At 72.4% G+C, this 21,534-nt stretch carries 24 protein-coding genes; 13 read left to right on the plus strand and 11 right to left on the minus strand.

The features are described from left to right. The first annotated feature begins 71 nt into the window (after positions 1-71). Both VK501_RS10165 and VK501_RS10170 read left to right on the plus strand, forming a co-directional pair. Positions 72-845, plus strand: a complete 774-nt coding sequence (locus VK501_RS10165; protein WP_324337236.1) for a hypothetical protein — start codon at positions 72-74, stop codon at positions 843-845. A gap of 201 nt (positions 846-1,046) precedes the next feature. Further along, positions 1,047-1,901, plus strand: a complete 855-nt coding sequence (locus VK501_RS10170) for an alpha/beta hydrolase (protein ID WP_324337237.1) — start codon at positions 1,047-1,049, stop codon at positions 1,899-1,901. Here the strand turns inward: VK501_RS10170 and VK501_RS10175 are convergent, their stop codons facing one another. Further along, on the minus strand, positions 1,902-2,300 hold the full coding sequence (locus VK501_RS10175) for a hypothetical protein (protein WP_324337238.1): 399 nt from the start codon (positions 2,298-2,300) through the stop codon (positions 1,902-1,904). It lies immediately after the preceding gene. A 255-nt stretch (positions 2,301-2,555) separates the two neighbouring features. Between VK501_RS10175 and VK501_RS10180 the strand changes: the two genes are divergently transcribed. Both VK501_RS10180 and VK501_RS10185 read left to right on the plus strand, forming a co-directional pair. Further along, positions 2,556-4,046 carry a hypothetical protein gene (locus VK501_RS10180; RefSeq protein ID WP_324337240.1) on the plus strand — a complete coding sequence of 497 codons (1,491 nt, stop codon included), beginning with the start codon at positions 2,556-2,558 and terminating at the stop codon, positions 4,044-4,046. Further along, a complete protein-coding gene (locus VK501_RS10185) occupies positions 4,039-4,380 on the plus strand; it encodes a hypothetical protein (protein ID WP_324337242.1) in 342 nt (113 codons plus the stop codon). Before VK501_RS10180 ends, VK501_RS10185 begins: the two co-directional genes overlap by 8 nt. Before the next feature lie 27 nt (positions 4,381-4,407). Here the strand turns inward: VK501_RS10185 and VK501_RS10190 are convergent, their stop codons facing one another. Then, positions 4,408-4,635 carry a hypothetical protein gene (locus VK501_RS10190; protein ID WP_324337245.1) on the minus strand — a complete coding sequence of 76 codons (228 nt, stop codon included), beginning with the start codon at positions 4,633-4,635 and terminating at the stop codon, positions 4,408-4,410. Between VK501_RS10190 and VK501_RS10195 the strand changes: the two genes are divergently transcribed. Further along, positions 4,634-5,020 carry a hypothetical protein gene (locus VK501_RS10195; RefSeq protein ID WP_324337246.1) on the plus strand — a complete coding sequence of 129 codons (387 nt, stop codon included), beginning with the start codon at positions 4,634-4,636 and terminating at the stop codon, positions 5,018-5,020. The genes VK501_RS10190 and VK501_RS10195 overlap by 2 nt on opposite strands. A 165-nt stretch (positions 5,021-5,185) precedes the next feature. Here the strand turns inward: VK501_RS10195 and VK501_RS10200 are convergent, their stop codons facing one another. Then, the gene (locus VK501_RS10200; protein ID WP_324337248.1) at positions 5,186-7,117 is read right to left on the minus strand and encodes a hypothetical protein; all 1,932 of its coding nucleotides are present in this window, start codon (positions 7,115-7,117) and stop codon (positions 5,186-5,188) included. Between the two features lie 150 nt (positions 7,118-7,267). Between VK501_RS10200 and VK501_RS10205 the strand changes: the two genes are divergently transcribed. Then, a complete protein-coding gene (locus VK501_RS10205) occupies positions 7,268-7,474 on the plus strand; it encodes a hypothetical protein (RefSeq protein WP_324337250.1) in 207 nt (68 codons plus the stop codon). Between the two features lie 18 nt (positions 7,475-7,492). Then, positions 7,493-8,080, plus strand: coding sequence for a Fic family protein (locus VK501_RS10210; RefSeq protein ID WP_324337252.1), 588 nt, complete (start codon positions 7,493-7,495; stop codon positions 8,078-8,080). Here VK501_RS10210 and VK501_RS10215 read toward each other — a convergent pair. The 6 genes from VK501_RS10215 to VK501_RS10240 all read right to left on the minus strand — a co-directional run bounded on the left by VK501_RS10215 (position 8,077) and on the right by VK501_RS10240 (position 14,001). Continuing rightward, a complete protein-coding gene (locus tag VK501_RS10215) occupies positions 8,077-8,478 on the minus strand; it encodes a tyrosine-type recombinase/integrase (RefSeq protein ID WP_324337253.1) in 402 nt (133 codons plus the stop codon). The two genes, VK501_RS10210 and VK501_RS10215, sit on opposite strands and share 4 nt — an antisense overlap. A 98-nt stretch (positions 8,479-8,576) precedes the next feature. Then, on the minus strand, positions 8,577-11,324 hold the full coding sequence (locus tag VK501_RS10220) for a helix-turn-helix transcriptional regulator (RefSeq protein WP_324337255.1): 2,748 nt from the start codon (positions 11,322-11,324) through the stop codon (positions 8,577-8,579). Positions 11,325-11,331: 7 nt separating this feature from the next. Beyond that, positions 11,332-11,976, minus strand: coding sequence for a hypothetical protein (locus VK501_RS10225; RefSeq protein WP_324337257.1), 645 nt, complete (start codon positions 11,974-11,976; stop codon positions 11,332-11,334). A 191-nt stretch (positions 11,977-12,167) separates the two neighbouring features. Beyond that, positions 12,168-12,479, minus strand: coding sequence for a hypothetical protein (locus VK501_RS10230; protein WP_324337259.1), 312 nt, complete (start codon positions 12,477-12,479; stop codon positions 12,168-12,170). 126 nt (positions 12,480-12,605) lie between these two features. After that, positions 12,606-13,460, minus strand: a complete 855-nt coding sequence (locus VK501_RS10235) for a hypothetical protein (RefSeq protein ID WP_324337261.1) — start codon at positions 13,458-13,460, stop codon at positions 12,606-12,608. Between the two features lie 370 nt (positions 13,461-13,830). Then, positions 13,831-14,001 (minus strand): hypothetical protein, encoded by a 171-nt coding sequence (locus VK501_RS10240; protein ID WP_324337262.1) that lies wholly within the window; start codon positions 13,999-14,001, stop codon positions 13,831-13,833. A 480-nt stretch (positions 14,002-14,481) separates the two neighbouring features. On the opposite strand from VK501_RS10240, the gene VK501_RS10245 reads away from it, so the two are divergent. From VK501_RS10245 to VK501_RS10260, 4 genes are all read left to right on the plus strand, one after another. Continuing rightward, positions 14,482-14,979: a hypothetical protein gene (locus tag VK501_RS10245; protein ID WP_324337264.1), complete on the plus strand. Its 498-nt coding sequence runs from the start codon at positions 14,482-14,484 to the stop codon at positions 14,977-14,979. Continuing rightward, positions 14,980-15,804 carry a S1C family serine protease gene (locus VK501_RS10250; RefSeq protein ID WP_324337265.1) on the plus strand — a complete coding sequence of 275 codons (825 nt, stop codon included), beginning with the start codon at positions 14,980-14,982 and terminating at the stop codon, positions 15,802-15,804. 246 nt (positions 15,805-16,050) lie between these two features. Then, a complete protein-coding gene (locus VK501_RS10255; protein ID WP_324337267.1) occupies positions 16,051-17,316 on the plus strand; it encodes a hypothetical protein in 1,266 nt (421 codons plus the stop codon). Positions 17,317-17,427: 111 nt separating this feature from the next. Further along, the gene (locus VK501_RS10260) at positions 17,428-17,661 is read left to right on the plus strand and encodes a hypothetical protein (protein ID WP_324337269.1); all 234 of its coding nucleotides are present in this window, start codon (positions 17,428-17,430) and stop codon (positions 17,659-17,661) included. A gap of 103 nt (positions 17,662-17,764) precedes the next feature. Here the strand turns inward: VK501_RS10260 and VK501_RS10265 are convergent, their stop codons facing one another. Beyond that, complete coding sequence (locus VK501_RS10265) at positions 17,765-17,989, minus strand: hypothetical protein (RefSeq protein WP_324337271.1); 225 nt, start codon at positions 17,987-17,989, stop codon at positions 17,765-17,767. A 351-nt stretch (positions 17,990-18,340) separates the two neighbouring features. On the opposite strand from VK501_RS10265, the gene VK501_RS10270 reads away from it, so the two are divergent. Continuing rightward, on the plus strand, positions 18,341-19,585 hold the full coding sequence (locus tag VK501_RS10270) for a PHB depolymerase family esterase (protein WP_324337273.1): 1,245 nt from the start codon (positions 18,341-18,343) through the stop codon (positions 19,583-19,585). Between the two features lie 89 nt (positions 19,586-19,674). Here VK501_RS10270 and VK501_RS10275 read toward each other — a convergent pair whose 3' ends face one another. Then, a complete protein-coding gene (locus tag VK501_RS10275; RefSeq protein WP_324337275.1) occupies positions 19,675-20,589 on the minus strand; it encodes a response regulator transcription factor in 915 nt (304 codons plus the stop codon). A 147-nt stretch (positions 20,590-20,736) separates the two neighbouring features. Here VK501_RS10275 and VK501_RS10280 point away from each other — a divergent pair. After that, the coding region (locus VK501_RS10280; RefSeq protein ID WP_324337277.1) for an acetyl-CoA C-acyltransferase at positions 20,737-21,534 on the plus strand (798 nt) is incomplete at its 3' end.

A 21,534-nucleotide genomic window follows, 5' to 3' on the forward strand; every position in this document is an offset into this window, starting at 1 on the left:
AGGCTGTTGCATTCTGCCCGGAGCGTCGACTCCGGCCCCACCACCGTCGCCTCCCCCTGGAAAGGTCCTCCATGCGCCGCCGGTTCATCTGCCATCTCCGAGACAACCTCGTCGGATATCTCGCGCTGTTCGCCGCACTGGGGGGCACGTCGTACGCGGCGGTGCGCCTCACGCCCGGAAGCGTCACCAGCCGCGTCCTCGCGCCCGCCGCCGTGACCCACGGCAAGCTCGCGGCCGGCAGCGTCGACGGGCGCAACGTCATCGACGGCACGCTGAAGCGCGCCGACTTCGCACACGGAACGCTGGCCGCCCTGTCAGGAGCCTCGAGCAACGCCGCGGCCAAGGGGTCGGCCGGAGCGAACGGCAGCAAGGGCACCGAGGGCGCGGGCGGGCGCGCGGGCACCCCGGGCCCGGCCGGCCCGGCCGGCCCGGCGGGCGCGGACGGCAGCGGAGCGATCGTCGTCCGGGCCCGCGGCACCCAGACGGTCGGCGCGCCGCACGGCGCCACCACGAACGTCCCGGTCGACGGCGGCACGTGGACCCAGGCCCCGGGCGACGTCGACCTCGTCACCGGCAGCGCGACCATCACGACCCCGTCGGCGTGCACCGGCTCCTTCGGGAACGCGCTCATGCTGCAGGTCGACGGCAAGCCGGCGACGTTCGCCGTCGCCCCGACCGCCCCGGCGTCCACCACGGTCACGATGCCGATCGTGGTCACCTCGGTGATGGAGCCGTCGGCGTCGAGCTCCCATCAGATCACCGCGACGCTCAACAACTCGTGCACCAAGAGCGGCGAGGACTTCACGGTGAGCGACGTCAAGGTCGACGTCATCAAGTTCCACTGACGCACGCCGTCGACCCGTACACGCCCTCCGGGCGTCCAGTCGGCGCCGTCACGACGGTCAGCCGACTGGGCGCCGGTTGTGCGACATGTTGTGCTGGTGACAAGTCACCAGCCCGACCATGTCGACAATCGTCCGCCACCGTGCCGGCGCGATCCATTCGAGCAGTGCTTCGAGGTCCCGGTTGCGGGGGGCGCGCTCCACGTGGCGCGCGCCGGAACGCCGGCGGACGAGGCCGAGACCGTCGTGCTGGCGATCCACGGCGTCACCGCCTCGCTCATGACGTGGCGAGCCGTCGCCCGCCGGCTCGCCGCATCCGGGAGCACGTGCCTGCTGGCGCCTGACCTGCGGGGGCGCGGGCGCAGCGCGACGCTGCCGGGCCCGTACGGGATCGCCACCCACGTCGAGGACCTGATCGCGGTGCTCGACAGCGTCGGAGCGCAGCGTGCCGTCCTCGTGGGGCACTCGATGGGTGCCTACGTCGCGGCGCGCCTCGCCGCCGAGCACCCGCGGCGTGTGGCGGGGCTCGTCCTCCTCGACGCCGGTCTGCCGCTGCCTCCGCCCGACGATCGGGAGCAGCTGCTGCAGACGACCGTGCACAACGCCGTGATGCGTCTGGACATCACCTTCCCGTCGGCGGACGTCTACGTCGAGGGGTGGCGCGGCCACCCCGCGTTCGCGGGCACGTGGGACGACGACGTCGAGGCCTACGCCCGCTATGACCTGGTGGAGGAGGACCACGGGGCGCGGTGCGTCGCCTCGGCGACGGCGGTGCGCGTCGACAGCGCCGAGATGGTGCTCGACGACCGGACCCGGCTGGCCCTCGATCGGGTGGGCCCGGACGTCCCGGTCCAGGTGCTGCGGGCCGAGCGCGGGCTCTTCGACGAGGCCGACAACCCCCTCATCTCCGCCGAGCTGCTGGACGCCTTCGCGGCCGGCCATCCCGAGGCCCGCGTCGAGACGGTCGCCGGCGTCAACCACTACACGCTGGTCATGGGCGACACGCACGGCCCGGCGAAGGTCGCGGCGGCGATCGGTGCCATGAACGGCCGCGCCTAGCTAGGGCGCCGGTCGGGTGCGCTCCGGGTTGGCCGACCGCCCGGGTCGATCGACCGCCGCGCGCGCGGGTCCGGCCGCCACATCCGCGCCAGGATCGCGCGCGGTCACGTCCGCGGCGCGCAGCGCCGCTACCACCTCGGCGACAGACCTCAGCGGGTCGTCGGCAGCGCCGGCCGGAGGCTCGACCTGCGCGGGCCCCCCCGGCCGGATCGGCGGCCCTCCCTTCCGGTCCCGGCGCTCGCAGATGCGCGCCTGCTGCTGATCAGTCGCAGCGACTTCGACGCCGGCCCTCTCCCTGGGGTCGCCTCGCGCCTTGCGGATCTCGACGGCGACCACGACGCCCTCCTCCGGCTGGACGGACTTGAACAGCAGGGCGTCATTGAAGACGCGCCCCTCCAAGACCTTCCACCCACATTTCCGGAGGGTGGCCACCAGCCAGCGGCTGCGTATCGGAGAACCGACGATCCACCGCAGACGAGTTCACCCGGCGCACGGGACAGGGGAGCGCGATCCGGAGAGGTATGCCAGATGCCCGAGCCCGCCGCCGAACACGCGAGCAGCCCGAGCTGAGGCCAGACAGGGGATCCGCCGGAAGGTTGACGGGCGGACTACACGATGGCTATGGTTATTCACCCTAGTTATTCACTCGTCGCCATGGCCCCGCCCCCCTCTACGTCCATCCCCGAGCTCCTGCGCATCGAACTCGAGGAGCTTCAGGTGCCCGCGCCGACGTCGGCGCTGCTGGCCCTGGCCGGGGTCGGCCGGGGCGAGCCGATCCCGCCGCAACGGACCGGCCGGGTGATGGCGTTCGAGCGCGAGCGGTTCGCCCGCACGCGGGAGGCGCCTCGGCTGGCGGTCGGGCTCGCGTCCAACGGCACGGCTGCCCGGCCCCCGCACCTGGCGCTGGGCTCATGGCGGCTGGCCCGCCGCGTGATCATCGCCGATGCTGCGCGCGGTCACGCCGCCGCGCTCGGCATCCGCCTGTGCGAGCGCGCGGTGCGTGTGGATCCGGCGATGGCGACCGGATTGCGCGAGCCAGCGATCCGCGCGGCAGCGGCCGTGCTCGGTCCCGGTGCGGCCCAACGGGAGCTGGCGACCGCCGCAAGCTGGGAGCAGCTGCGTTCCGAGCTCGTTGCTGCCCGGCCCGGCGGCGGCGCGGACGCGATCACCGTGCAGCAGTACGAGGTCGAGGCGCTGCTGCACGAGGCGCAGCTCACGGGCGCAGCGATGTACTTCGGCGCTGACGCGCCACTCGGGAGCCGCGCGGACGGTCGCGCGATCCGGCTACCGCTCACCGGCGAGGTCGGGCGTCCGCTCGACGACCTGGTGCGCGCCCGCGCCGGGGATCCCCAGGCGGCGCGCGAGGTCCTCGCGTTCATCGACGAGTGGGGCCAGGCCGCCGAGCAGCAGGACGAACCGCTGACGTCGGGCGACTTCGCCGCGTTCTGGCGTGTCTCCGAGGACGACGTGCAACGCCAGCTCGATCTGTTCCGCACCGTGCTCCCCACCGAGGTCGACCCGTCGGCGATCCACGTGGTGCTGTGGGACGGGGTCGCCGCCGAGCAGGGGCGCAGAGCGGGCGCCAGCTTCGTGCGACTCACCTCCGTGGCCGTCACAGACGACGAGCCGCCGAGCATCACCGCGTACTTCCTCACGTCCCTGTACGACCAGCTCGACAGCCAGCAGGGCACAAGGCTGAGGCGCGCGCTGCGCGACACTCCGGTGCCTCCAGCGTCGGCAATCACGGCGGCGTGGCCGCTATTCGAGCTGGCCGACGTCGCGTTGCATCGCTGGGGACGCGCCGCGCTCATCGCTGCCATGGGGTCCGACGACATCGTCCTGAAGGGTCTCCACGCCCTCGGGTCCATCCATGACCGTGAAAGCGCCGCGAACGCCGAGCGTTGGGTCGGAAGCGTCCGGCGCGAGCGGCCGCGCCAGTCCGGGCGTTCGGCGCTCCTGTCGCTGCAGCGATGCCTGCGCGCGTGCGCGTCCCTCCCGCCCGACGACGCGCTGCGCAGCACCGCGCCACTGTTCCCCGGCATCCGGCTGGCCGCGGGTGTGTTGGCCGCCGTCGCGGTGGCGGGCGCCACCGACGTCGTCGTCGAGGTACGTATGGCGCTGGAAGCGATGACTGACCATGGGTGAGCAAGACGACACGATTCGAGAGCTGCGCCTCGTCGCCGCCGACGCCCACCACGGCCTGCGCCAGCAACGGGCGCGGGGCGATGCTGTCGCGCTGTCGGCGGTGCTCGCCGAGGCGCGCGCGGCCGGCGCTTCGCCCGAGCAGCTGGCCCGGATCACGGACCGCTTCGAGACGATCGCCGAGCAGCTCGTGCGGGATCCGCGCCCGAGAGGAGCGCGGCGGTTGCGGCTCGGATGGCGGCGCCGCGAGGACAAGCGGCCGGGCGAACTTGCGCCGCCACCGAGTCGGCCTGAGCTCGGGCCGGGGCCCGCTGGCTCCGAGCCGGCTGGTCGTTAGCCGCAGACCCGGGCCGTGCACCGCCCGTCAGGCGGGCAAGACCAGCAGCCCCGAGGACGTCCGGCGACTCTCGACGCCGTGCTCCGCGAGGCGCTCGAGGATGCCGTGTAGGGCCATGGGCTCAAGCTTCGGATGCAGGTCGGCGACCGAGAGGTCGATCGGCAGCTCGCCCGGCACATTGATGCGAAACCCCTTGCCCGACACGTCGACCTGCAGGCCGGCGGCGCGCGCACGTGCCACCAGCGCCTGCAGCATGCGTGATCGCGTGCGAGAGCACGCGATCGCCCTCGACCGCGTTCCGCACGAGGAACGGCTTGCGCGGGTCCGCCTGCGCCGGGACGATCACCAGGAGCTGACCCCGCTCGGCGCCGACGAACACGACGTCGACGCCCGCCGGCTCCGGGTAGACCTTCGCGCCGATGTGGTCGAGCCACGACTGCGGGCTCACGAGGTCGCGCGGCAGCTCGCGGACCTCGTCGATCACCTCGGCGGCCCCCTCCCGGCGGCTGGTGGCCGGGATCAGGATCACCCCGCCCTCGGCGTTCGCGAACGCCGCGACGTCCTTGGCGAACTCGTACACGACGACGGCGGTGTCCGGGTAGTCCGCTTCCTCAACGACCTCCCGACGGAGGCCCGGTAGGGGCGGATCGGACGCGGACGCGAGACGACATCATGCCCCGCGACGTCGACCGACGAGCTCCTCAACTGACGACGCAGCCGCCAAGAGGGACACTGGAGTGAACATGGCGAGATCAGGCGGGTCTTCCCTCGTATTCCAGTCGACGGGGCCGCTCTGGTAGCTCTTCTAGAACACCTGCACCTTGGGCCGACGACCACGTTGGGCGTCCGCGATGACGCTCTCGCCGGCGGCGATGAAGCCTGCGGGCCGCTTGCGATCCAGCTCGCGCAGTCGTCGCTTTGACAACTTGTCGAGCTTCATCTTTGGCGTGCGGGCACCGAACATCCAGGACTGGTTGAGGTCGTCGCTTCGACCGTCGACGAGGATGACGCGCCCGCGCACCGCGCGGAAGTCGAGCGTCTCCTTGAGATGCAACATCCATAGATCGCACTCGTCGACGAACTCCACGCGCGGGTCCAACGTTCGGCGGTGGCGGATGTATGACGTGAGCTGCGCCGCGTGCGCGCACGAGCCAGCAATCGCCTCGAGGTCGTACAGAGAGACGATCCATGGCGGCTCGCCTTCGTCGAGGACCCCGGCCTCCCGGAGCTGCGGGAGGAGCAGGCCGACGAAGCCAAGACCTTCCAGCGTCACAACCACGGACTCGACGCGATCGACTCCCTCGAGCGGGATCGTCAGGGCTGCTCCTGTCGCTCGGTCGACGAACTCAGGAATTCGACGCGCTTGAAGTTCAGCGGCAAGGCGGCCAGCTTGAATGCTGCTCTCGCCAAGCAGCTTGTCCAAGTCGCGCTTTAGGTCTGCCTTTCGTCCGCGCCACGCCTTGCCCGTCAGCTCACCGGACTTCGCCTCGACGACGACGCACACGTCATCGACGCGCGCGAGTACATCCGCCTCGTAGCACGCCCCGTCGAGCCAGTACCCGACGTTGGTCCAGACCTGATCGGTTCTCAATGCCGTTGCGAAGTGGCGTGCGCTCTCGTATTCCGTATAGCGAGACCGCGCCGACTCGTACTTGTGGAAGATCGCGGCGTTGGCTTTCATGCCAGCCTCCGCCAGCGGACGGATGCTCCAGAGCAGGTTGCCCGGCAGAGTGAGCAGATAGCGACCGTCGCCGACGGTAACGAATGGCCGTTTCCGGACGACGTTCCGGCCTGTCAGGAGACTGGTGCCCTTCGTGTCGCCGAAGCTGCTCGAGAACGCTCGCAAGAACGCCTCGACGACTCTGACCTCGATCTCGGCTTCGGCCGCGAGATCATCAGCCGTCACGAGCAGTGCATCGCGCAGGCGTTCGGAGAAGTGCTCTTGGGCGAGCATCCAGAGCCCACGGTGCGCGCGCTCCCCTTCGTCGCTCACCTTGAGCGCAGCCGGCACCGCCTCTGGATGAGCGTCGAATTCCGCCTCCAAGTTTTTGACGACGTGAGCCGTACGCTCACCATGTGCGTTGAACCGCGCCGTCAAGAAGCGTCCGACCGCATCCTCGATTTGCAGAGCCTGGCTGAGATCGAATCCGATCTCGCCACGGAGAAAGGTCGCGACGTCCGCGCTCTCGGCCAGCCGCTCGAGAAGCATCCGCGCCTGCGCGGCGTACCCTGGCCACCGGGAGACGGCGTCATGAACCTCGACCTCAGCCGCGATTGCATCTAGTGCGGTTGTGGCCTGGTCGCGCCGGCGGCGCGCCCCCATGATCGCCTGCATCGTGATGCCTCGGGTCCGATCAAGCGTTCGCTGGATCGCCGCGCTCATCGTCGCAGGAGGGGCAGGCTCTGCGGTAGGCAACGGCGACGGCCGCTCCAGCAATACGGACGCGACCCACTCGATCGTCGCGGCCGAATCGTCATCCAACTCGCTGTAGATCTCCGAGCGCGTGAACAACTGGGTGACCGTCAGGCAGGCGAGGATGTGCATCGCATCGTACGGCGCGAGGTCGAGCGCGATCTCCTGCTTGATCTTCGCGATCTCAGCGGCTCCCCCGTCGAGCGGCGGAAGCTCGGCCCGCTTGAGTCGTTCGGGCAAACTTGCCTCGACCCGTGCCCGCGTCGCCGATTGCGGGATGGTCGCTATGAGATCAGCGGCAGTGGCTCGTCTAACTGGCACCATGCGCCGATGATCGTGGACGGAACGGACGTTCGTAGTCGTAACGATCCACTAGCGATTGCTTCAGACTCATGCGCATGCAAGGTGCCGCGGTGCGTTGGCCATGGTCTAAGGAGCTCGCCGAAGACCGCCTCGCTCGGTACCCTTTGACCCATGTCCGTCGACCGATCCAAGCTCTCTCGCCTCGCCGAGAACCGGCAGCGCCGGTTGGCCGATCGCGCCCGCCCGTCGTTCGAGTTGACCGACGACGAGATCGAGGCATCGACGGATACGGCCATGCGGCTTGCGGACGCAGCGCCTCACCAGATCGCGGACGAGGCAGCGCCTCGGCCCGCCACCCGCCCTCCGCGCGCGGCGTAGCTCTCCCGCTCTGTCTCAGTGCCGGGCGCGTTCCAGGCATCGCCCGGGTTCGACTACGACCCGCTCGCCACCGCCCGGGAGATCGCCGAGCGCGGCCAGGACGTCCTGCGCTGGCTGACCGCTCTCGCGGAGTCGGACATCCGGCGCGCCGTCGACATCCACCTGGTCTTCGACATCCACCGCCGTTGGTTCGAGACGACGTTCCCCGACGACGCCGGCCATCCGCGCACCAGCATGGTGCTCAACCGTAAGGGCACCGCCGTGGAGGTGCCCGCGATCGTCCCGGCGCTGGTCAATGCGTGCGACAACTGGTCCTACCGCCGCGAACACCGCTCCTACGAGTCCGACGAGGAGCTCGTCGAGATCATCGTCGCCGAGGCCAACACGTTGACCGTCGACGTATACGACACCCACCCGTTCCTCGACGGCAACACACGTACAACATGGCATCTGCGCAACTACTTGCTGATGCTCGACGGCCTGCGACCGCTGATCGACCTCGCCGACGACGACGCCTACAAGTCGGCCTGGTGGGCCGCTACTACCCACGACCACGAAGCGCTCGACGCGATCGTCATCGACGAGCTGGTCCGACAGGATCGCTAGACCGCGCGGCGTCGCGAGAACGCCTCGTCGACCATCTCCACCTCGCGCTCCGACGGCTGGTCGAGCTGCTTGCCGGACTCGGGATGACACAAGACCAGATCGTCCGGTGCGCGGTAGGCGCTCCTCTGCTGCCAGACCTTCAGGACGTCGAACGCCTCGTCGGCCACGGGCACCGATCGCCGCGTCGACTCGTCGGACTTCCCCTCGCCTGAATGCTCGCCACGCACGTAGGCATTGCGGACGCGGATGCGCTGAGCGACCCAATCAACATGACGCCACCGCAACCCCAACAACTCCGACTGCCGTAGTGGCTCGTCCTCGTGATGTCGGTCAACCGGGTCCGCACGCCTTAGTCGACGAAGCGGTCGTCTACCCCTCGCCCATGAGCATCTCGTCAACGACCGTGCCGGTCGGTACCGTCGAGCGGTCGATCGGCTTCGCGCCTCTGTGTCAGCGCTCGGACAACCACTCTAGGAGCCCCTGGGCGAGGCTTCGCCTAGGGCTTGGCGTGCGCCGGGAGCGCGGTCTCGAGCTCCCTGCGTGAGCGGATGCCGAGCTTCGTGAACACCTTGGCGAGGTGGTACTCGACGGTGCGGCGACTGATGAACATCCGATCGCCGATCTCGGGATTCGAGAGGCCGTCGCGCGCGAGCTGCGCGATCTGCGCCTCTTGGGCGGTGAGCGGCCGCGACATCTGGCCGGTCCGGTTGCGGACCTTCTCCCCGGTGGCCAGCAACTCGCGCGCCGCCCGCCGGGCGAACGCCTCCGCGCCCATCGTGGCGAAGAGGTCGTGGGCCAGGTGCAGCTGCTGGGCCGCCTCTCTGCGCCGGTCCTGCTGGCGCAGCCATTGGCCGTAGAGCAGATGGGCACGCGCCAGGTACGCGGCGCGCCCGTCGCGCGTCAGGTGCTGCACCGCGGCGCGGAAGTGCGCGTCCGCATGCTCGTCGCCGTCGACCAGCGCGGTGGCATAGGCCTCGACGCCGAGTGCCCAGTCGGTCACGTGGGAGCGCGTGAGCTCGCGGAGGCGCGCCAGCGCGGCCGCCGCGGCGTCGGGCTCGCCGCTCCGCACGGCCGCTTCGACCAGCTCGGGCAGCGCCCGAGCCACGAAGCCCAGGCCGATGCGGTTCGACGCCTGGCGCGCCGCGACGAGGGCGGCCGGATAGTCCCCCAGGCCGTTGTGGAGCACCGCCGTGAACAGCTCGCCGAACGCCAGCAACAGCCCCTCGCCGCGGGCGCTCGCGTCGCGCACCGCGGCCTCGATCGTCTCGAGCGCGTCAGGCTGGCGGCCCTGCCACGCCGACAGGACGATCCGCGCGTAGGCCCACGGGGTGACGCCCGTCACGTCCGCCAGCGCCGCCGCCTCGTCGAGCAGCGCCTGGGCGGCCTCGAAGTCGCCCGCGTGCACGCACGCGACCGCGAGCATCGACAGCGCCGGGAACAGCGTCGTGATCGCGCCGGCCTCGCGCGCCAGCGCGACCTGGCGCTCCGCGACCGCGGAGTAGGTCTCGACGTCCCACAGCTCCCACGCGATCATCGCGGCCAGCCACGGCCAGCGCGTCCACGTCTCGTCGGGCGTCTCGGCCAGCGCGCGCTCGAGCAGCGGGGCGGCCGCTGCGTGCCCGTCGGTGAACAGCACGGCGACCCCGTCGAGCAGCAGGTCCGCCGCGATGCGCGGCCCCGGCGCGCGCGGCGCCGCACGCGCCGACCGCGCCACCACCTCGAGCATGCGGTCGCCCAGCGCTCCGGCGACCATCGCGGCCTGGAGCGCGTCCAGGTGCGTCTCGCGCGCGAGGCGGCCGTCGAGCGGCTCCAGCCGCTTCGCCGCCCGCAGCAGCAGCCGCGGCGCGTCGGCGCCGCGGCTGGAGGCGAACGCGATCTGACCCCGCAAACGGTCCACGCGCGCGCGTTGCAGCTCCTCCAGCGGCACGGCCTCGGCGAGCGCGAGCAGCCCGAGCGCGGCCGCGGGCGCGCCGGCCTCGAGCTTGGCCTGGGCGGCCTCCAGCGCCCGCTCGGCCCGCAGCGCGGGGTCGACGGTCAGCGCGGTCGCACGCTCGAGGAACGCGGCGGCCGCCGCCAGGCCGCCACGCGCCTGCGCCCGGCCGGCCGAGCGCTCGAGCTCGTCGGCCACCGCGGCGTCGGGCGCCGCGACCGCGGTCGCACGATGCCACGCACGGCGATCCGGATCCGCCTCGGGGTCGGTGGCAGCAGCCAGCGCCCGGTGGACGTCGCGGCGCTCCGCCGCAGACGCGGCCCCATAGACCGCCGAGCGCACCAGGGGGTGCCGGAACCTGACCCGCGTGCCGATCTCCATCAGCATCTCGCGCTCGGCGACGCTCGCCGTGTGGGGCGGGATGCCGAGCCGCGCCGCCGCGCGCCACAGCAGTGCCGGGTCGCCGACCGGCTCGGCCGCCGCGAGCAGCAGCAGCCTCCGCGCGTCGGGCGGCAGGTGCTCCATGCGCCGCCGGAAGTTCTCCTCGATGCGGCCCGACAGCGGCACGCCGTCGGGAACGACGAACCCGCCCGCCAGCTGGGCTCCGGTCAGCCCGCGTGGCAGCTCCAGCAGCGCCAACGGGTTGCCGCCGGTCTCGGCCAGGATGCGGTCCGCCACGCGCCGGTCCAGCGGCCCGAGGAGCACGGAGCTCAGCAGCGCGCGCGCATCGTCGCCGCGCAGGCCGCCGACCTTCAGCTCGGGCAGGCCCGCGAGCTCGTCGTCGCGCTCGCGCACGGCGAACACCAGCGCGACCGACTCCACGCCCAGCCGCCGCGCCACGAAGCCCAGCGTCTGCAGCGACGCGCGATCCAGCCACTGCGCGTCGTCCACCACGCACACCAGCGGCTGCTCGGCGGCCACGTCGGACAGCAGGCCGAGCACCGCCAGCGCGACGAAGAAGCGATCCGGCGCCGCACTCGCCGACAGCCCGAATGCCGCCTCGAGCGCCGTGCGCTGCGGGCCGGGCAGGCGGTCCATCCGGTCGAGCAGGGGCCCGCACAGCTGATGCAGGCCCGCATACGGCAGCTCCATCTCGGACTCCACACCGGCCGCCCGCTCGACCCGGCAGGCCGGCGACGCAACCTCGATCACGTGGCGCAGCAGCTCCGACTTCCCGATGCCCGGCTCGCCGCGCACGACCAGCGCGCCGCTGTGCCCCGCCCGCACGGCGGAGACCAGCCGGTCGAGCACCGCCAGCTCGTCGTGCCGCCCGAGCAGTGTATGGCCGGCCCGCCGAGACAGCGCGTCGTCCATGCGCCGATCAGCGGCCCAGGCGCGGCCGGAGACGCACGACGATCCTGACCGGTCGCGCCTCCTTCCTGGGCTGGAGCACCACCGTGGTGGTGGATGCCTTGCGCTTGGGGCGCTTGGCCTTCGCCCTGCGCTTGGTTCGCGTGGCCTTCGGCTTGCTGGCCGCCGGGCGGCACGCGGGCGTGATGGCCGCCGCCGGGGTCGCGACCGCAGCCGGGCTGGCGACCTCGGTGCTGATCGGGCCGCCGGCCGCGGTGATCGGAGCGCTGACCGTCGTGATGGTGGTGGTCGTGGTCACCGTGTTGACCGTCATGTTGATGGTCACCGGGCCGCAGCTGAGCGCGGCGGGCAGCGTGTCGGGCAGCGAGTCGGTGAAGATCACCTGCCCGCATTGCGGACCGCCGGCCTGCTCGCTGCTCGGAGACGCTGGGGCGGTTCCGTCCGGGGCGCCGTCCGGCGGCGCGGTCCCGTCGCCGCCGCCTGCTGCGGGATCGGGCGGCGCATCGGGAGGCTGGCTGGCACCAACCGGGCCGATGCTGCGGTCGGCGTTGGCGTGGTCCGTGCCGGCTTCGGCGCTGACGGCGCTGACGGGAAGGCTGCCGGCGAGGACGCCGATGAGCGCCGCCGCTGCGGCCCGACGGGTGCGTGATGACATGCGTGCTGTAGCTCCTTGCTCTCCGCCGACCGGGGCTCGACTACTGGCTCGTCGCTGCCCCCGGGGCATGGGCGAAGGCGCGTAGTGGGCAACGAGGTCGCGGAAGCTTGGCGTCCATCACGGCCGCGGCGAGCTGTCCGGTGGGCGGGCGTGGCCTGCCCACCGGGACAGCGATGTCACCTGCGGCTGCTTCAGCCCGTCGGGGCGCCGGCCAAGACGCCATGGGGGCCCAGCGGCCCGCTCGGCCCGAGGTTGAACGCGGCGCACCCGGTCGGCAGGTCGTTCGCGTTGTGCTGCGGCCCGTAGGCGCCGAGCGGTCCGAGCGGGCCGGTCGGGCCCATGTTCAGGAATCCCGGCAGCGTCGGACACAGGTTGTTGACGTTGATGCCGGCGCCGAGCGGCGGCAGCGAGGGAAGTGGAATCGCCGCGCCGGCACCCGCCACCGGCATCGCGACGGCCAGGGCGGCGACAGCGGCGGTGGCTGCGGCGCAACGCCGTTTCATGGACAACATGGTGATCTCCTTTTCGTCGAGCGGCGGATGCCGCCCACCGTCAACACGATGCCCGCTCGTGACCCCGCGTTGGACCGGCCCTCGGGACCGTGTGTCCTGCACTTCTCCCCACTACCGTCACGCCGCCCGTCGTCCCAGGTCGACTCCTCCCGGAAGGGCCTCCCGGGGCGTCGATCCGACCGCCGCCACCGGGCTGGGGCGCAGGCGGAGCACCGTCACGTCGTCGTGGACCTTCTCGGCCGCCCGGCCCAGATGCCGGCGCTGGGACTCCCAGCGGCGCAGGCCGCCGAGCCACGACGGCAGGTCGTCGAGCACGAGCTCCGACAGGCGGGCCCCGTCGCTGGCCAGCACCAGCTCGAGCACCCTGTCGGCGCTGAAATGCTGAAGCACCGGTGAGGCGAAGCGACCGACCGCGGTCGACGTCCACGCCAGCCGGCGACCCAGGAACCGCTCCTCCGCGTCGTGGCGCACGTCGCGGCTGACGGTGGCGTTGCGGCGCTGCCAGTCCGCCCACTCGGCGGCCACGTCGCGGGTCAGCGCGCTGCCGGATCCGAGCGAGACCCACCCTCGCTCGGTACGCGCCCACGCCTCGCAGTCGCCTGCGCGGACGACGTCGACGTGGCCGTCGGGGAAGAGCTCGACGGCCGTCACGCACGCCTGCATCTGGTCTCGCGACCGCGAGAGCGCCGCGTCGTGGAGGTGGCGATTGGCCGCCAGCACGCACTCGTCCAGCGCAGCCTCGGTTCGCTGCAGCGCCAGGCGGACGACCGCGGCCGCGTACATCGCGCCGTCGACGCCGGCGACGGTGCGACACCGCAGGCTCGGCGTCACGCCGTCCATCGCCGCCACGCGCAGCCGGCCCGCGGTCGGGTCGAGCCACACCAACTTGGCGTCCTGCGAGCCGGTGCGCCCCGAGGGCTGCTCCCACGACTCGACCTGCCAGCCTGCGCCCGCCGTGACCGATCGTTGCATCGCCGCACCGTAGGCGCGGCGGCCGGCGTCGCCCGCTGACCGCGTGACCGGTCCGCGCTGGCCCTCGGCCGAGGGCCGCGCTCGCCACTGGGGGTGCCGTAGGCGGCCCAGCGAGGCCGAGGCCCGCGATGGCCAGCCGTCGCCGCCGGAGGTGGGTCCCCAGTCGCGATAGCGACACAGCTAGGGGTGCCGTAGGCGGCCCAGCGAGGCCGAGGCCCACGATGGGCAGCCGTCGCCGCCGGAGGTGGGTCCCCAGTCGCGATAGCGACACAGCTAGGGGTGCCGTAGGCGGCCCAGCGAGGCCGAGGCCCACGATGGCCAGCCGTCGCCGCCGGAGGTGGGTCCCCAGTCGCGATAGCGACACAGTCTCCTACCGGCCGGCCTGCTCGGCGGCGCCGTGACTCGGCCAGTGCCGCCGCGCCCCGGCGGACCGCACGTGCTCGGTCGTGGCGTGCGCGGCCATCTGCTCTCGGGCCAGCCGAAGCCGGCGCCGGGCTTCGCCGAGATCGACCTCGAGTGCAGTCGTGTGCGGGTCATGCATGGCGATCCTCCGTTTCGGTCTGCGACAGGGCTTCGATGGCGCGAGTGCAGCAGGACGCGCGGCGGGCGTGAACCCGCCGCGCGCCGGCGTCGGTCACCCTTCGCCCGGGCGGGTCAGGCCGGGTGCAGGCGCCCGACCGTCACCGGCCGCCACACGGGAGGGCCGTGTGCGCCGGAGAGGTGTGGACGTCGACGTCATCTCTGACATGGTGCGTCGCGGCCGCCGTGTCGGGAGCTGTCCGGAGTGCCGATTCCGACTGACCCTTCCGGCACCGACCCGCCCGCCCTGTCCCTCGGGCGGTCGCCTACCCGCCCGAAGGACGGCGGGCGCAGGCCACGGCCGGCGGGTACCGTGATGACCCGGACGCCTGCATGCTGCGATCAGCTCATCGCTGAGCGAGCACGCGCGGTCCGTCGGGCACCGCGCCGGTGCCCGCGTCCGGTCGCGCCCGTTCCCTCCTCTGGTCTGGTGGTGCCGTCCATGCGCCGTGTCCTGCTGCCCGGTCTGCTCCTGCTGTTGCTGTCGACGTGCATCGCGCCCATGGCGGGCGCGAACACCAGCCACGCCGGCTGGCCGAACATCGACGGCGCGCTCGTCATGCACAAGCTCGACGAGAGCGGCCCGATCGTCGCCCCGCTCCCCTACCTCCACAACGAGCTGCTGGGCGGCCACGGCAACGACACGATCTACGCCGGCAACGCGGGCGACGTGATCTGGGGTGACTACAAGCCCTCAGGGCAGCCGACCACGCAGCAGGACGTCCTGCAGGGCGGCGCCGGCCGCGACTTCATCTACGCCAGCCACGGTCACAACACCATCGACACCGGCGGCGGCGCCGACGTCGTCCACGCCCACTTCGGCTACGGCTCGATCACGTGCCACTCGCGGCAGACCATCGTGTACCTGTCGCACAGGTCCCGTCGCATCTACCAGCTGCACGGCTGCACGCACATCAGCTACAAGACGCTTGGTTACTAGATGGCGGTCGACGGCATCGTCGCGATCGCGACCGCCCTGGGCCGCCGCTGGCCGGTCGTCCTGGCCGCCGGCCTCGCCCTCGCCGGCACGCCCCCCTCGAGCTCGCCGATGCGCGCCGCGACGGCGGCGGACGGCCCTGGCGGTGGGTCGCCGGCGCCCGTGCGGGCCATGGTCGACGGCGTGGTGGACATCACGGGCCATGTCGGAGACACCGGCACGATCGCGGCCGGGACCGGGATGGTCGTCACCCCGCAGGGCGCGGTGCTCACCAACAACCACGTGATCCGCGGCGCGAGGCGGATCCGGGTCACGGTGCCCGGCGGCCGCCGGTACCGGGCACGGGTGCTCGGCGCCGACGCAGACCAGGACGTGGCGCTGCTCCAGGTCCTCGGAGCGCCCGCGCTCACGCCCGCGACGTTCGGCGACTCGTCGACGGTGGCCGTCGGAGATGCGGTCACCGCCGTCGGCAACGCGGGCGGCGTCGGCGGCGCGCCGTCGGTGAGCGCCGGCACCGTCACGCAGCTGCACCGGTCGATCACCGTGACCGACGAGAACGGCCTCGAGCCCGAGCATCTGCACGATCTCATCGAGACCGACGCGCGCATCGAGCCCGGCGACTCCGGCGGCCCGCTGATCGACGCCGGCGGCCAGGTCATCGGCATGGACACCGCCGCGGCGGGCGACCCGCCGGGCCCGCAGGCCACGCCTGACGGATTCGCGATCCCCATCGACGGCGCCTTGGCCGTCGTCCATGCGATCCAGGACGGCGGCGGCTCCGCCCCCGCCGTGGCACGCCGGTCCTCCCACGCGCCGCACTCTTCATGAGTCAGAAGACCGGATCGATCACCAAAGTAGCGTGCATCCGGTCGACCGTACACCCCTGGGGGTACTGGGAATTGTCGCCCGTAGAGCGATGACAAGGAGGGCGGCCGCCCGGACAATTCGTGACGTCCTTGCTGGGCAGGTTCGCGTCCGGCTGAAAGCTCTTCACCGCCCCCGGGGGCCCCATTGCCCAGCAGACGCTCGTCATCCCGAACGCGGGCGCGCGCCCGCGCCCAGATCGCTGTCTGTGTGCTCGTCGCCGCGGTGGTCGCCACCCTGGCGGCGATCGCCGCACCCGCTTCGGCGCAGCCCTATGGAGCACCCCACGGGAAGGTGCTCGTGGGCGTGACCGGTGGGCGCACCGTCGACGGCTACGTGCGCGCGGCCGGCAAGCGGCCCGCGGTGTTCCAGTTCTTCGTCAACTGGGGCGACTCCTTCCAGTACGCCTACCGGCGCGCCCAGGATGCCCGCGCCGGGCTCATGGTGCATCTCTCGACCTACAACGGCCCCGGGACCCGGGAGCGCATCACCCCGCGCGACATCGCGCTCGGCCGGGGTGACCGCTACCTGTCCTCCCTGCGGCGCGACTTCGCGGCCTACGGGCGGCCGGTGTACCTGCGGCCGTTCGGCGAGATGAACAACGCCGCCAACCCCTACAGCGCCTACGGCCGCGACGGCCGCGCCCGCGACTCCGCCCACACCCAGTTCTGGTTCCGTCAGGCCTGGCGGCGCGTCTACCTGGTCGTGAAGGGCGGACGCATCGCGACGATCGACGCCCGGCTCCGGGCCCTCGGGATGCCCAGCCTGCGCAGGGCCGCCACGGGGCCGGCCCGCTGGCTGCCCCGTCCGCAGGTCACCCTGCAGTGGACGCCGATGACCGCCGGCTCGCCGAACGTCGCGGGCAACGGTCCGGCGAGCTACTGGCCAGGTGGCGCCTACGTGGACTGGGTGGGCACCGACTTCTACTCGCGGTTTCCGAACTTCAACGGGCTGGATCGCTTCTATTCCACCCCACGGTACGCCGGCAAGCCGTTCGTCTTCGGCGAGTGGGCGATGTGGGGACGCGACGACGCGAGCTTCATCCGGCGCTTCTTCGCCTGGGTGTCAGCCCATCCCCGCGTGCGGATGCTCGCCTACAACCAGGGCAACCGGACGGCGAGCCCGTTCCGGCTCTACCGCTACCCGAGGGCCGCTCGCGTGATGCGCAGGGCATTGCGATCCCCGCACTACGTCGGCCGGCCCGTTCGGGGGCGTCAGCAGCGACGGCGGGCCAGCCATGCCGTGGCGCCGGTGGCTCGTGCCGCCGGCCACGCAGCATCGAAGCGAGCCGAGGCTCGCTGCCTGATGGCCCGGGCGCCGATCGGCGGCGTCGTCGGCGAGCCGGCGCCCGAGCTCCCCCTCCCCGCGCTGCTGGACCGCCCGCTGCGCGAGGCCGACCTCATCCTCGACCACCTGCGGGCCGGCGGACACGCCGCCGATGCGTGCCCGGCGGTCCAGGGACGCGATGCGACGTAGCCGCCGGCTCGAGGCTGTCCTCCGGAGGGGCGGATGCTGCCCTCCGGCTCAGTGGGCCGCAGGGACGTGGTGGTCGACGATGCTCGCGCCCGCCAGAACAGGAGAACGCACGTGAGCGAACATGGAGCTGGCCCCGCGACGACCACCGGCGCGTCCGGCGTGCGGACGACGCGTCGCCGGGATGCAGCCGACGAGTGGGCGGGGCGCGTCGAGACCTGGGCGGGCACGGCCCAGGCAGCGCCGAATCCCGACGGCGACGAGCTGCGCATCGTCCCCGACGACGCCGTTGCCGCGGGCGATCCGGCCCGGGACTACGGCGAGGTCGCGCGGCGGCGCGTGGCGTGAGGAGGCAGCGCTGGGGACGGCGTCCCCAGCGCGGTCGACGGTCGACCGCTCCCGTGTGACCGCCGAGCGCGCCGAGCATCCTCGCGTGCGCTCGCGCGCGTCGTCATGGTGCGAGCTCGGCGATGAGGATCGACGCCTGCTCCTCACGATCGAGTGCGGCGCGGTAGACGAGGAACGCGAGGTCCGCGTCCTCGCCGGTGCCGGAGCTGCACCAGCTCTCATACGCCTCCTGGACGTTGATGCACTCCTCGATCCAGTCGACGTAGGCGTCCGTCCACTGGTCGAAGTCGTCGTTGATCTGCCGCGCGATCGCTCTGGGGCGAGGCAAGCCGGGCCTCCTTGATGGTCGAGATGTCCATCCGCAGGCTGCCGATGGCCTCCCCGCATCGCATCCGTGAGGCCACGAGCCTGGCGCCCTAGGAAACTGTGTCGCTGTCGCGACTGGGGACCCACCTCCGGCGGCGACGGCCGGCCGTCGTGGGCCTCCGCCTCGGTGGCCGCCTACGGCACCCCTAGACGTACGCCGCAGCGGCGTGCCGGGCCGCAGGCCGTCTGTAGGGGCTACGAAGCGGGAGCCGCCAGGTTCTTGTTATCACGCATTTCATTGCGCCGTCCGCCCGAATTACGGTTGGCGCATACGCCGATCCACCGGGCACGAAGCCCGAGAGGAGCACGAAGCATGCTGCCGTACGACACCGATTCACGGATGATCCGGGGCGCGGGGCCGCCCACCAACGACGCACGACGACGACGGGCGCGGCGACTCCGGAGCACGTGGCCGGCGGCGATCTGCCTCGTGGGCGTGTTGACGTTCGCCCTATGGCCCACCGCCGCAGGAGCTGCCACGGGCTGGACGGTCCCGAGTTGGCCCACGTGGCCGAGCCTGCCCACGATCCCAGGGCTGCCCAAGCTCCCAAGCCTCCCCGTCGGCGCGAACCCGACGAAGCCGACGTGGAACCCCCTCCCCGTCACGGGCGGTGGAACGACGACCGCACCCCCGACGTCGACCCCGACGTCCGGCCAGGCTGCCGGCAAGACGTTCACGGGCACCTACACGGGCTCGGCCGGCGCGCTCGACTACCAGGCCTACGTCCCGTCGACGTACAAGGCCGGCACGGCGGTGCCGCTCGTCGTCGCCCTGCACGGGTGCACCGAGACGGCCGACGTGTTCCGCCAGCTGACGCGCTGGGACGCGCTCGCGGAAGCCAAGGGCTTCATCGTGGTGTTCCCGCAGCAGAGCCACAGCGGCAACAACCTGGAGTGCTGGAACTTCTTCCAGCAGGCCCACATGGCGCGCGACCAGGGCGAGCCGGCCCTCATCGCGGGCATCACCCAGTGGGTCCAGCAGCACTACACCGTCGATCCCCACCGGATCTACGTCAACGGGCTGTCGGCCGGCGGCGCGATGGCCTCCGTCATGGCCGCGACGTACCCCGACCTGTACGCCGCCGCCGGGATCGGCTCGGGCTGTGAGTACGCGGCGACGGCCGCCTGCGCCGGCTACAAGAGCGCCGACCCGGTCGCGGCCGGACAGCAGGCCTACCAGGCCATGGGGAGCCACGCCAGGCCGATGCCGGTGATCCTGTTCGAGGGAGACCAGGACACGACGGTGCCACCGGTCAACGCCCAGCAGCTCGTGCAGCAGTGGCAGGTGACCGACGACTACGCCGATGGCGGCGGCAAGGACGGCTCCGTCCCGGTCCAGCCCACCGCCGTGACACACGGCACCTCGTCCGGCGGGCAGGGCTACACGGTGACCACCTACTCGGACCGCGACGAGGGCGAGCTGATGCAGTCCTGGCTCGTGGCCGGCATGGGCCACGCGTGGTCCGGCGGATGCGGCTGCCAGCAGTACTCGGACCCGGCCGGTCCGGACGAGACGGCCGCCATGTACACGTTCTTCATGGCTCACCCGATGCCCTGACACGCGGTCCTCTCCTCCTCCCTCCCTGCGCCCGGTCGGTCCTCCGCGTCCGACCGGGCGCTTCGTTGCGATCGTTCCGTCGAGCCGCGTCAGGCAGAGCGACGCTCCTCGTGAGATGCGGGCGTCGTCCATCGAGCCCGCGGCTGGCGTACGACCCCGGCTTCGCCGTCCTCGGCCACCGCGCGGGGGGCGGCGACCAAGCCGTTCCTGTAGGCGTAGACGACGAGCTGCGCGCGGTCCCGCGCGCCGACCTTGCGGCGGGCGCGGCTGACGTGCGTCTTGGCGGTCGCCGGCGTGACGACCAGCCGCTCCGCGATCTCGTCGTTGCTCAACCCGGCGGCGACCAGCGCCATGACCTGACGCTCGCGCGGCGTGAGCTCGGAGAGCTCGGCGGGACCTTCCCCGCGGCAGGCCGTGTGACATAGGAGCCACGCGATGAGCCGGGGCGTCAGCTCCGGACCGAGCGTGGCGCCACCGTGGGCGACCACCCGCACGGCCCGCAGGAACTCCGGCGCCTCGCTCTCCTTGGCCAGGACGCCGCCCGCGCCCGCCTCGAGCGCGGCGAGCACGACCTCGTCGTCCTCGCCGCCGACGAGCAGCACGACGCCCACGGCTCGTGACGGCGACTCGGCCAGGATCCGCCGCGTCACTTCGAACCCGTCGACGCCGGGCAGCCCCGCGTCGATGACGACCACGTCCGGCTGCGCGCTGCGCACGAGCGCCATGAGCTGATCGCCGTTCTCGGCCTCGCCCGTGACCGCGATGTCGCGCTGCTCTTCGAACAGCCGCCGGAGTCCGGAGCGGACCAGCCGCTGACCGTCGGCGATGATCGCGCGGATCTCGTGCGCGCGGCCAACTGGGCGCTCGTCGCCGGCCGCCGGCTCGACGGGCTCCGCCACCCGCAGCGGCGTCACGCTGGCCCGTGGCGGCACCCACGTGGCCGGGTGCGGCGGCTGTGGCACGAGAGCGGGCGACGCGTCGGCGCGAGCGGAGGGAGTGATCATCGCTCTCCCGTTGTAGACCCGGGGCGTTGCAACGGCGCTGCACGGTCGTCGGCGACGTACACGACGGAGCTGACTGGCCGAAGGTTCGGGAGGTGCTGGCCCGGAGTCGGTAGGGGTGGCCGTTGGCCGCGCCTAGGCTGCGGGTCCATGCCCAAGACCGTCATCCTCGGCGCCGCGCGTACCCCGATCGGGAAGCTCGGCGGCGGCCTGTCCACCGTCGCTGCGACCGAGCTCGGCGCGACGGCGATCGCCGCGGCGCTGCAGCGCGCCGACGTCGCGCCCGACCAGGTCGATCATGTCGTGATGGGTCAGGTGTTGCAGGCCGGCCAGGGGCAGGTCCCCTCGCGTCAGGCCCAGATCAAGGCCGGGATCCCGAACGAGGTCTCCTCGGAGACGGTCAACAAGGTGTGCGCGTCGGGGTTGCGCGCGACGGTGATCCTCGACCAGGCGATCCGCGCCGGCGATGTCACGGTCGGCGTCGGCGGCGGGATGGAGTCGATGTCCGGGGCGCCGTATCTGCTGCCCCAGGCGCGCTTTGGCTACCGCATGGGCGACGCCAAGGCGCTGGACGCGATGGTCCACGACGGGCTGACCAACCCGTTCAGCGGCCGGCAGATGTTCGACGAGGCGACCGAGATCGGCGACCAGCTCGAGCTCACGCGCCCCGACCTCGACCGCTGGGCGCTGCGCAGCCACGAACGGGCGCTGGCCGCGATCGACGAGGGCCGCATGGCCGACGAGATCGCCTCCGTCACGATCAAGGGCCGCAAAGGCGACACCGTCGTCGAGGTCGACGAGGGCCCGCGCCGCGGCTCGACGCTCGAGGCGCTGAGCAAGCTCCCGGGCCTGACCGGCAAGGAGGGCTCGCACACCGCCGGCAACTCACCCGGCGTCAACGACGGCGGCGGCGCGCTCGTCCTGTCCTCCGATCAGTGGGCAGAGGCC

Source organism: Baekduia sp. (assembly GCF_035318805.1).
GTDB lineage: Bacteria > Actinomycetota > Thermoleophilia > Solirubrobacterales > Solirubrobacteraceae > Baekduia.

Bases quoted from the DNA above. Each gene is read 5' to 3' on its own strand.
- VK501_RS10165 (WP_324337236.1), top strand. From the start codon at position 72: ATGCGCCGCCGGTTCATCTGCCATCTCCGAGACAACCTCGTCGGATAT.
- VK501_RS10180 (WP_324337240.1), top strand. From the start codon at position 2,556: ATGGCCCCGCCCCCCTCTACGTCCATCCCCGAGCTCCTGCGCATCGAA.
- VK501_RS10185 (WP_324337242.1), top strand. From the start codon at position 4,039: ATGGGTGAGCAAGACGACACGATTCGAGAGCTGCGCCTCGTCGCCGCC.
- VK501_RS10195 (WP_324337246.1), top strand. From the start codon at position 4,634: ATGCGTGATCGCGTGCGAGAGCACGCGATCGCCCTCGACCGCGTTCCG.
- VK501_RS10190 (WP_324337245.1), bottom strand. From the start codon at position 4,635: ATGCTGCAGGCGCTGGTGGCACGTGCGCGCGCCGCCGGCCTGCAGGTC.
- VK501_RS10200 (WP_324337248.1), bottom strand. From the start codon at position 7,117: ATGGTGCCAGTTAGACGAGCCACTGCCGCTGATCTCATAGCGACCATC.
- VK501_RS10205 (WP_324337250.1), top strand. From the start codon at position 7,268: ATGTCCGTCGACCGATCCAAGCTCTCTCGCCTCGCCGAGAACCGGCAG.
- VK501_RS10220 (WP_324337255.1), bottom strand. From the start codon at position 11,324: ATGGACGACGCGCTGTCTCGGCGGGCCGGCCATACACTGCTCGGGCGG.
- VK501_RS10225 (WP_324337257.1), bottom strand. From the start codon at position 11,976: ATGTCATCACGCACCCGTCGGGCCGCAGCGGCGGCGCTCATCGGCGTC.
- VK501_RS10230 (WP_324337259.1), bottom strand. From the start codon at position 12,479: ATGAAACGGCGTTGCGCCGCAGCCACCGCCGCTGTCGCCGCCCTGGCC.
- VK501_RS10235 (WP_324337261.1), bottom strand. From the start codon at position 13,460: ATGCAACGATCGGTCACGGCGGGCGCAGGCTGGCAGGTCGAGTCGTGG.
- VK501_RS10240 (WP_324337262.1), bottom strand. From the start codon at position 14,001: ATGCATGACCCGCACACGACTGCACTCGAGGTCGATCTCGGCGAAGCC.
- VK501_RS10245 (WP_324337264.1), top strand. From the start codon at position 14,482: ATGCGCCGTGTCCTGCTGCCCGGTCTGCTCCTGCTGTTGCTGTCGACG.
- VK501_RS10250 (WP_324337265.1), top strand. From the start codon at position 14,980: ATGGCGGTCGACGGCATCGTCGCGATCGCGACCGCCCTGGGCCGCCGC.
- VK501_RS10270 (WP_324337273.1), top strand. From the start codon at position 18,341: ATGCTGCCGTACGACACCGATTCACGGATGATCCGGGGCGCGGGGCCG.
- VK501_RS10275 (WP_324337275.1), bottom strand. From the start codon at position 20,589: ATGATCACTCCCTCCGCTCGCGCCGACGCGTCGCCCGCTCTCGTGCCA.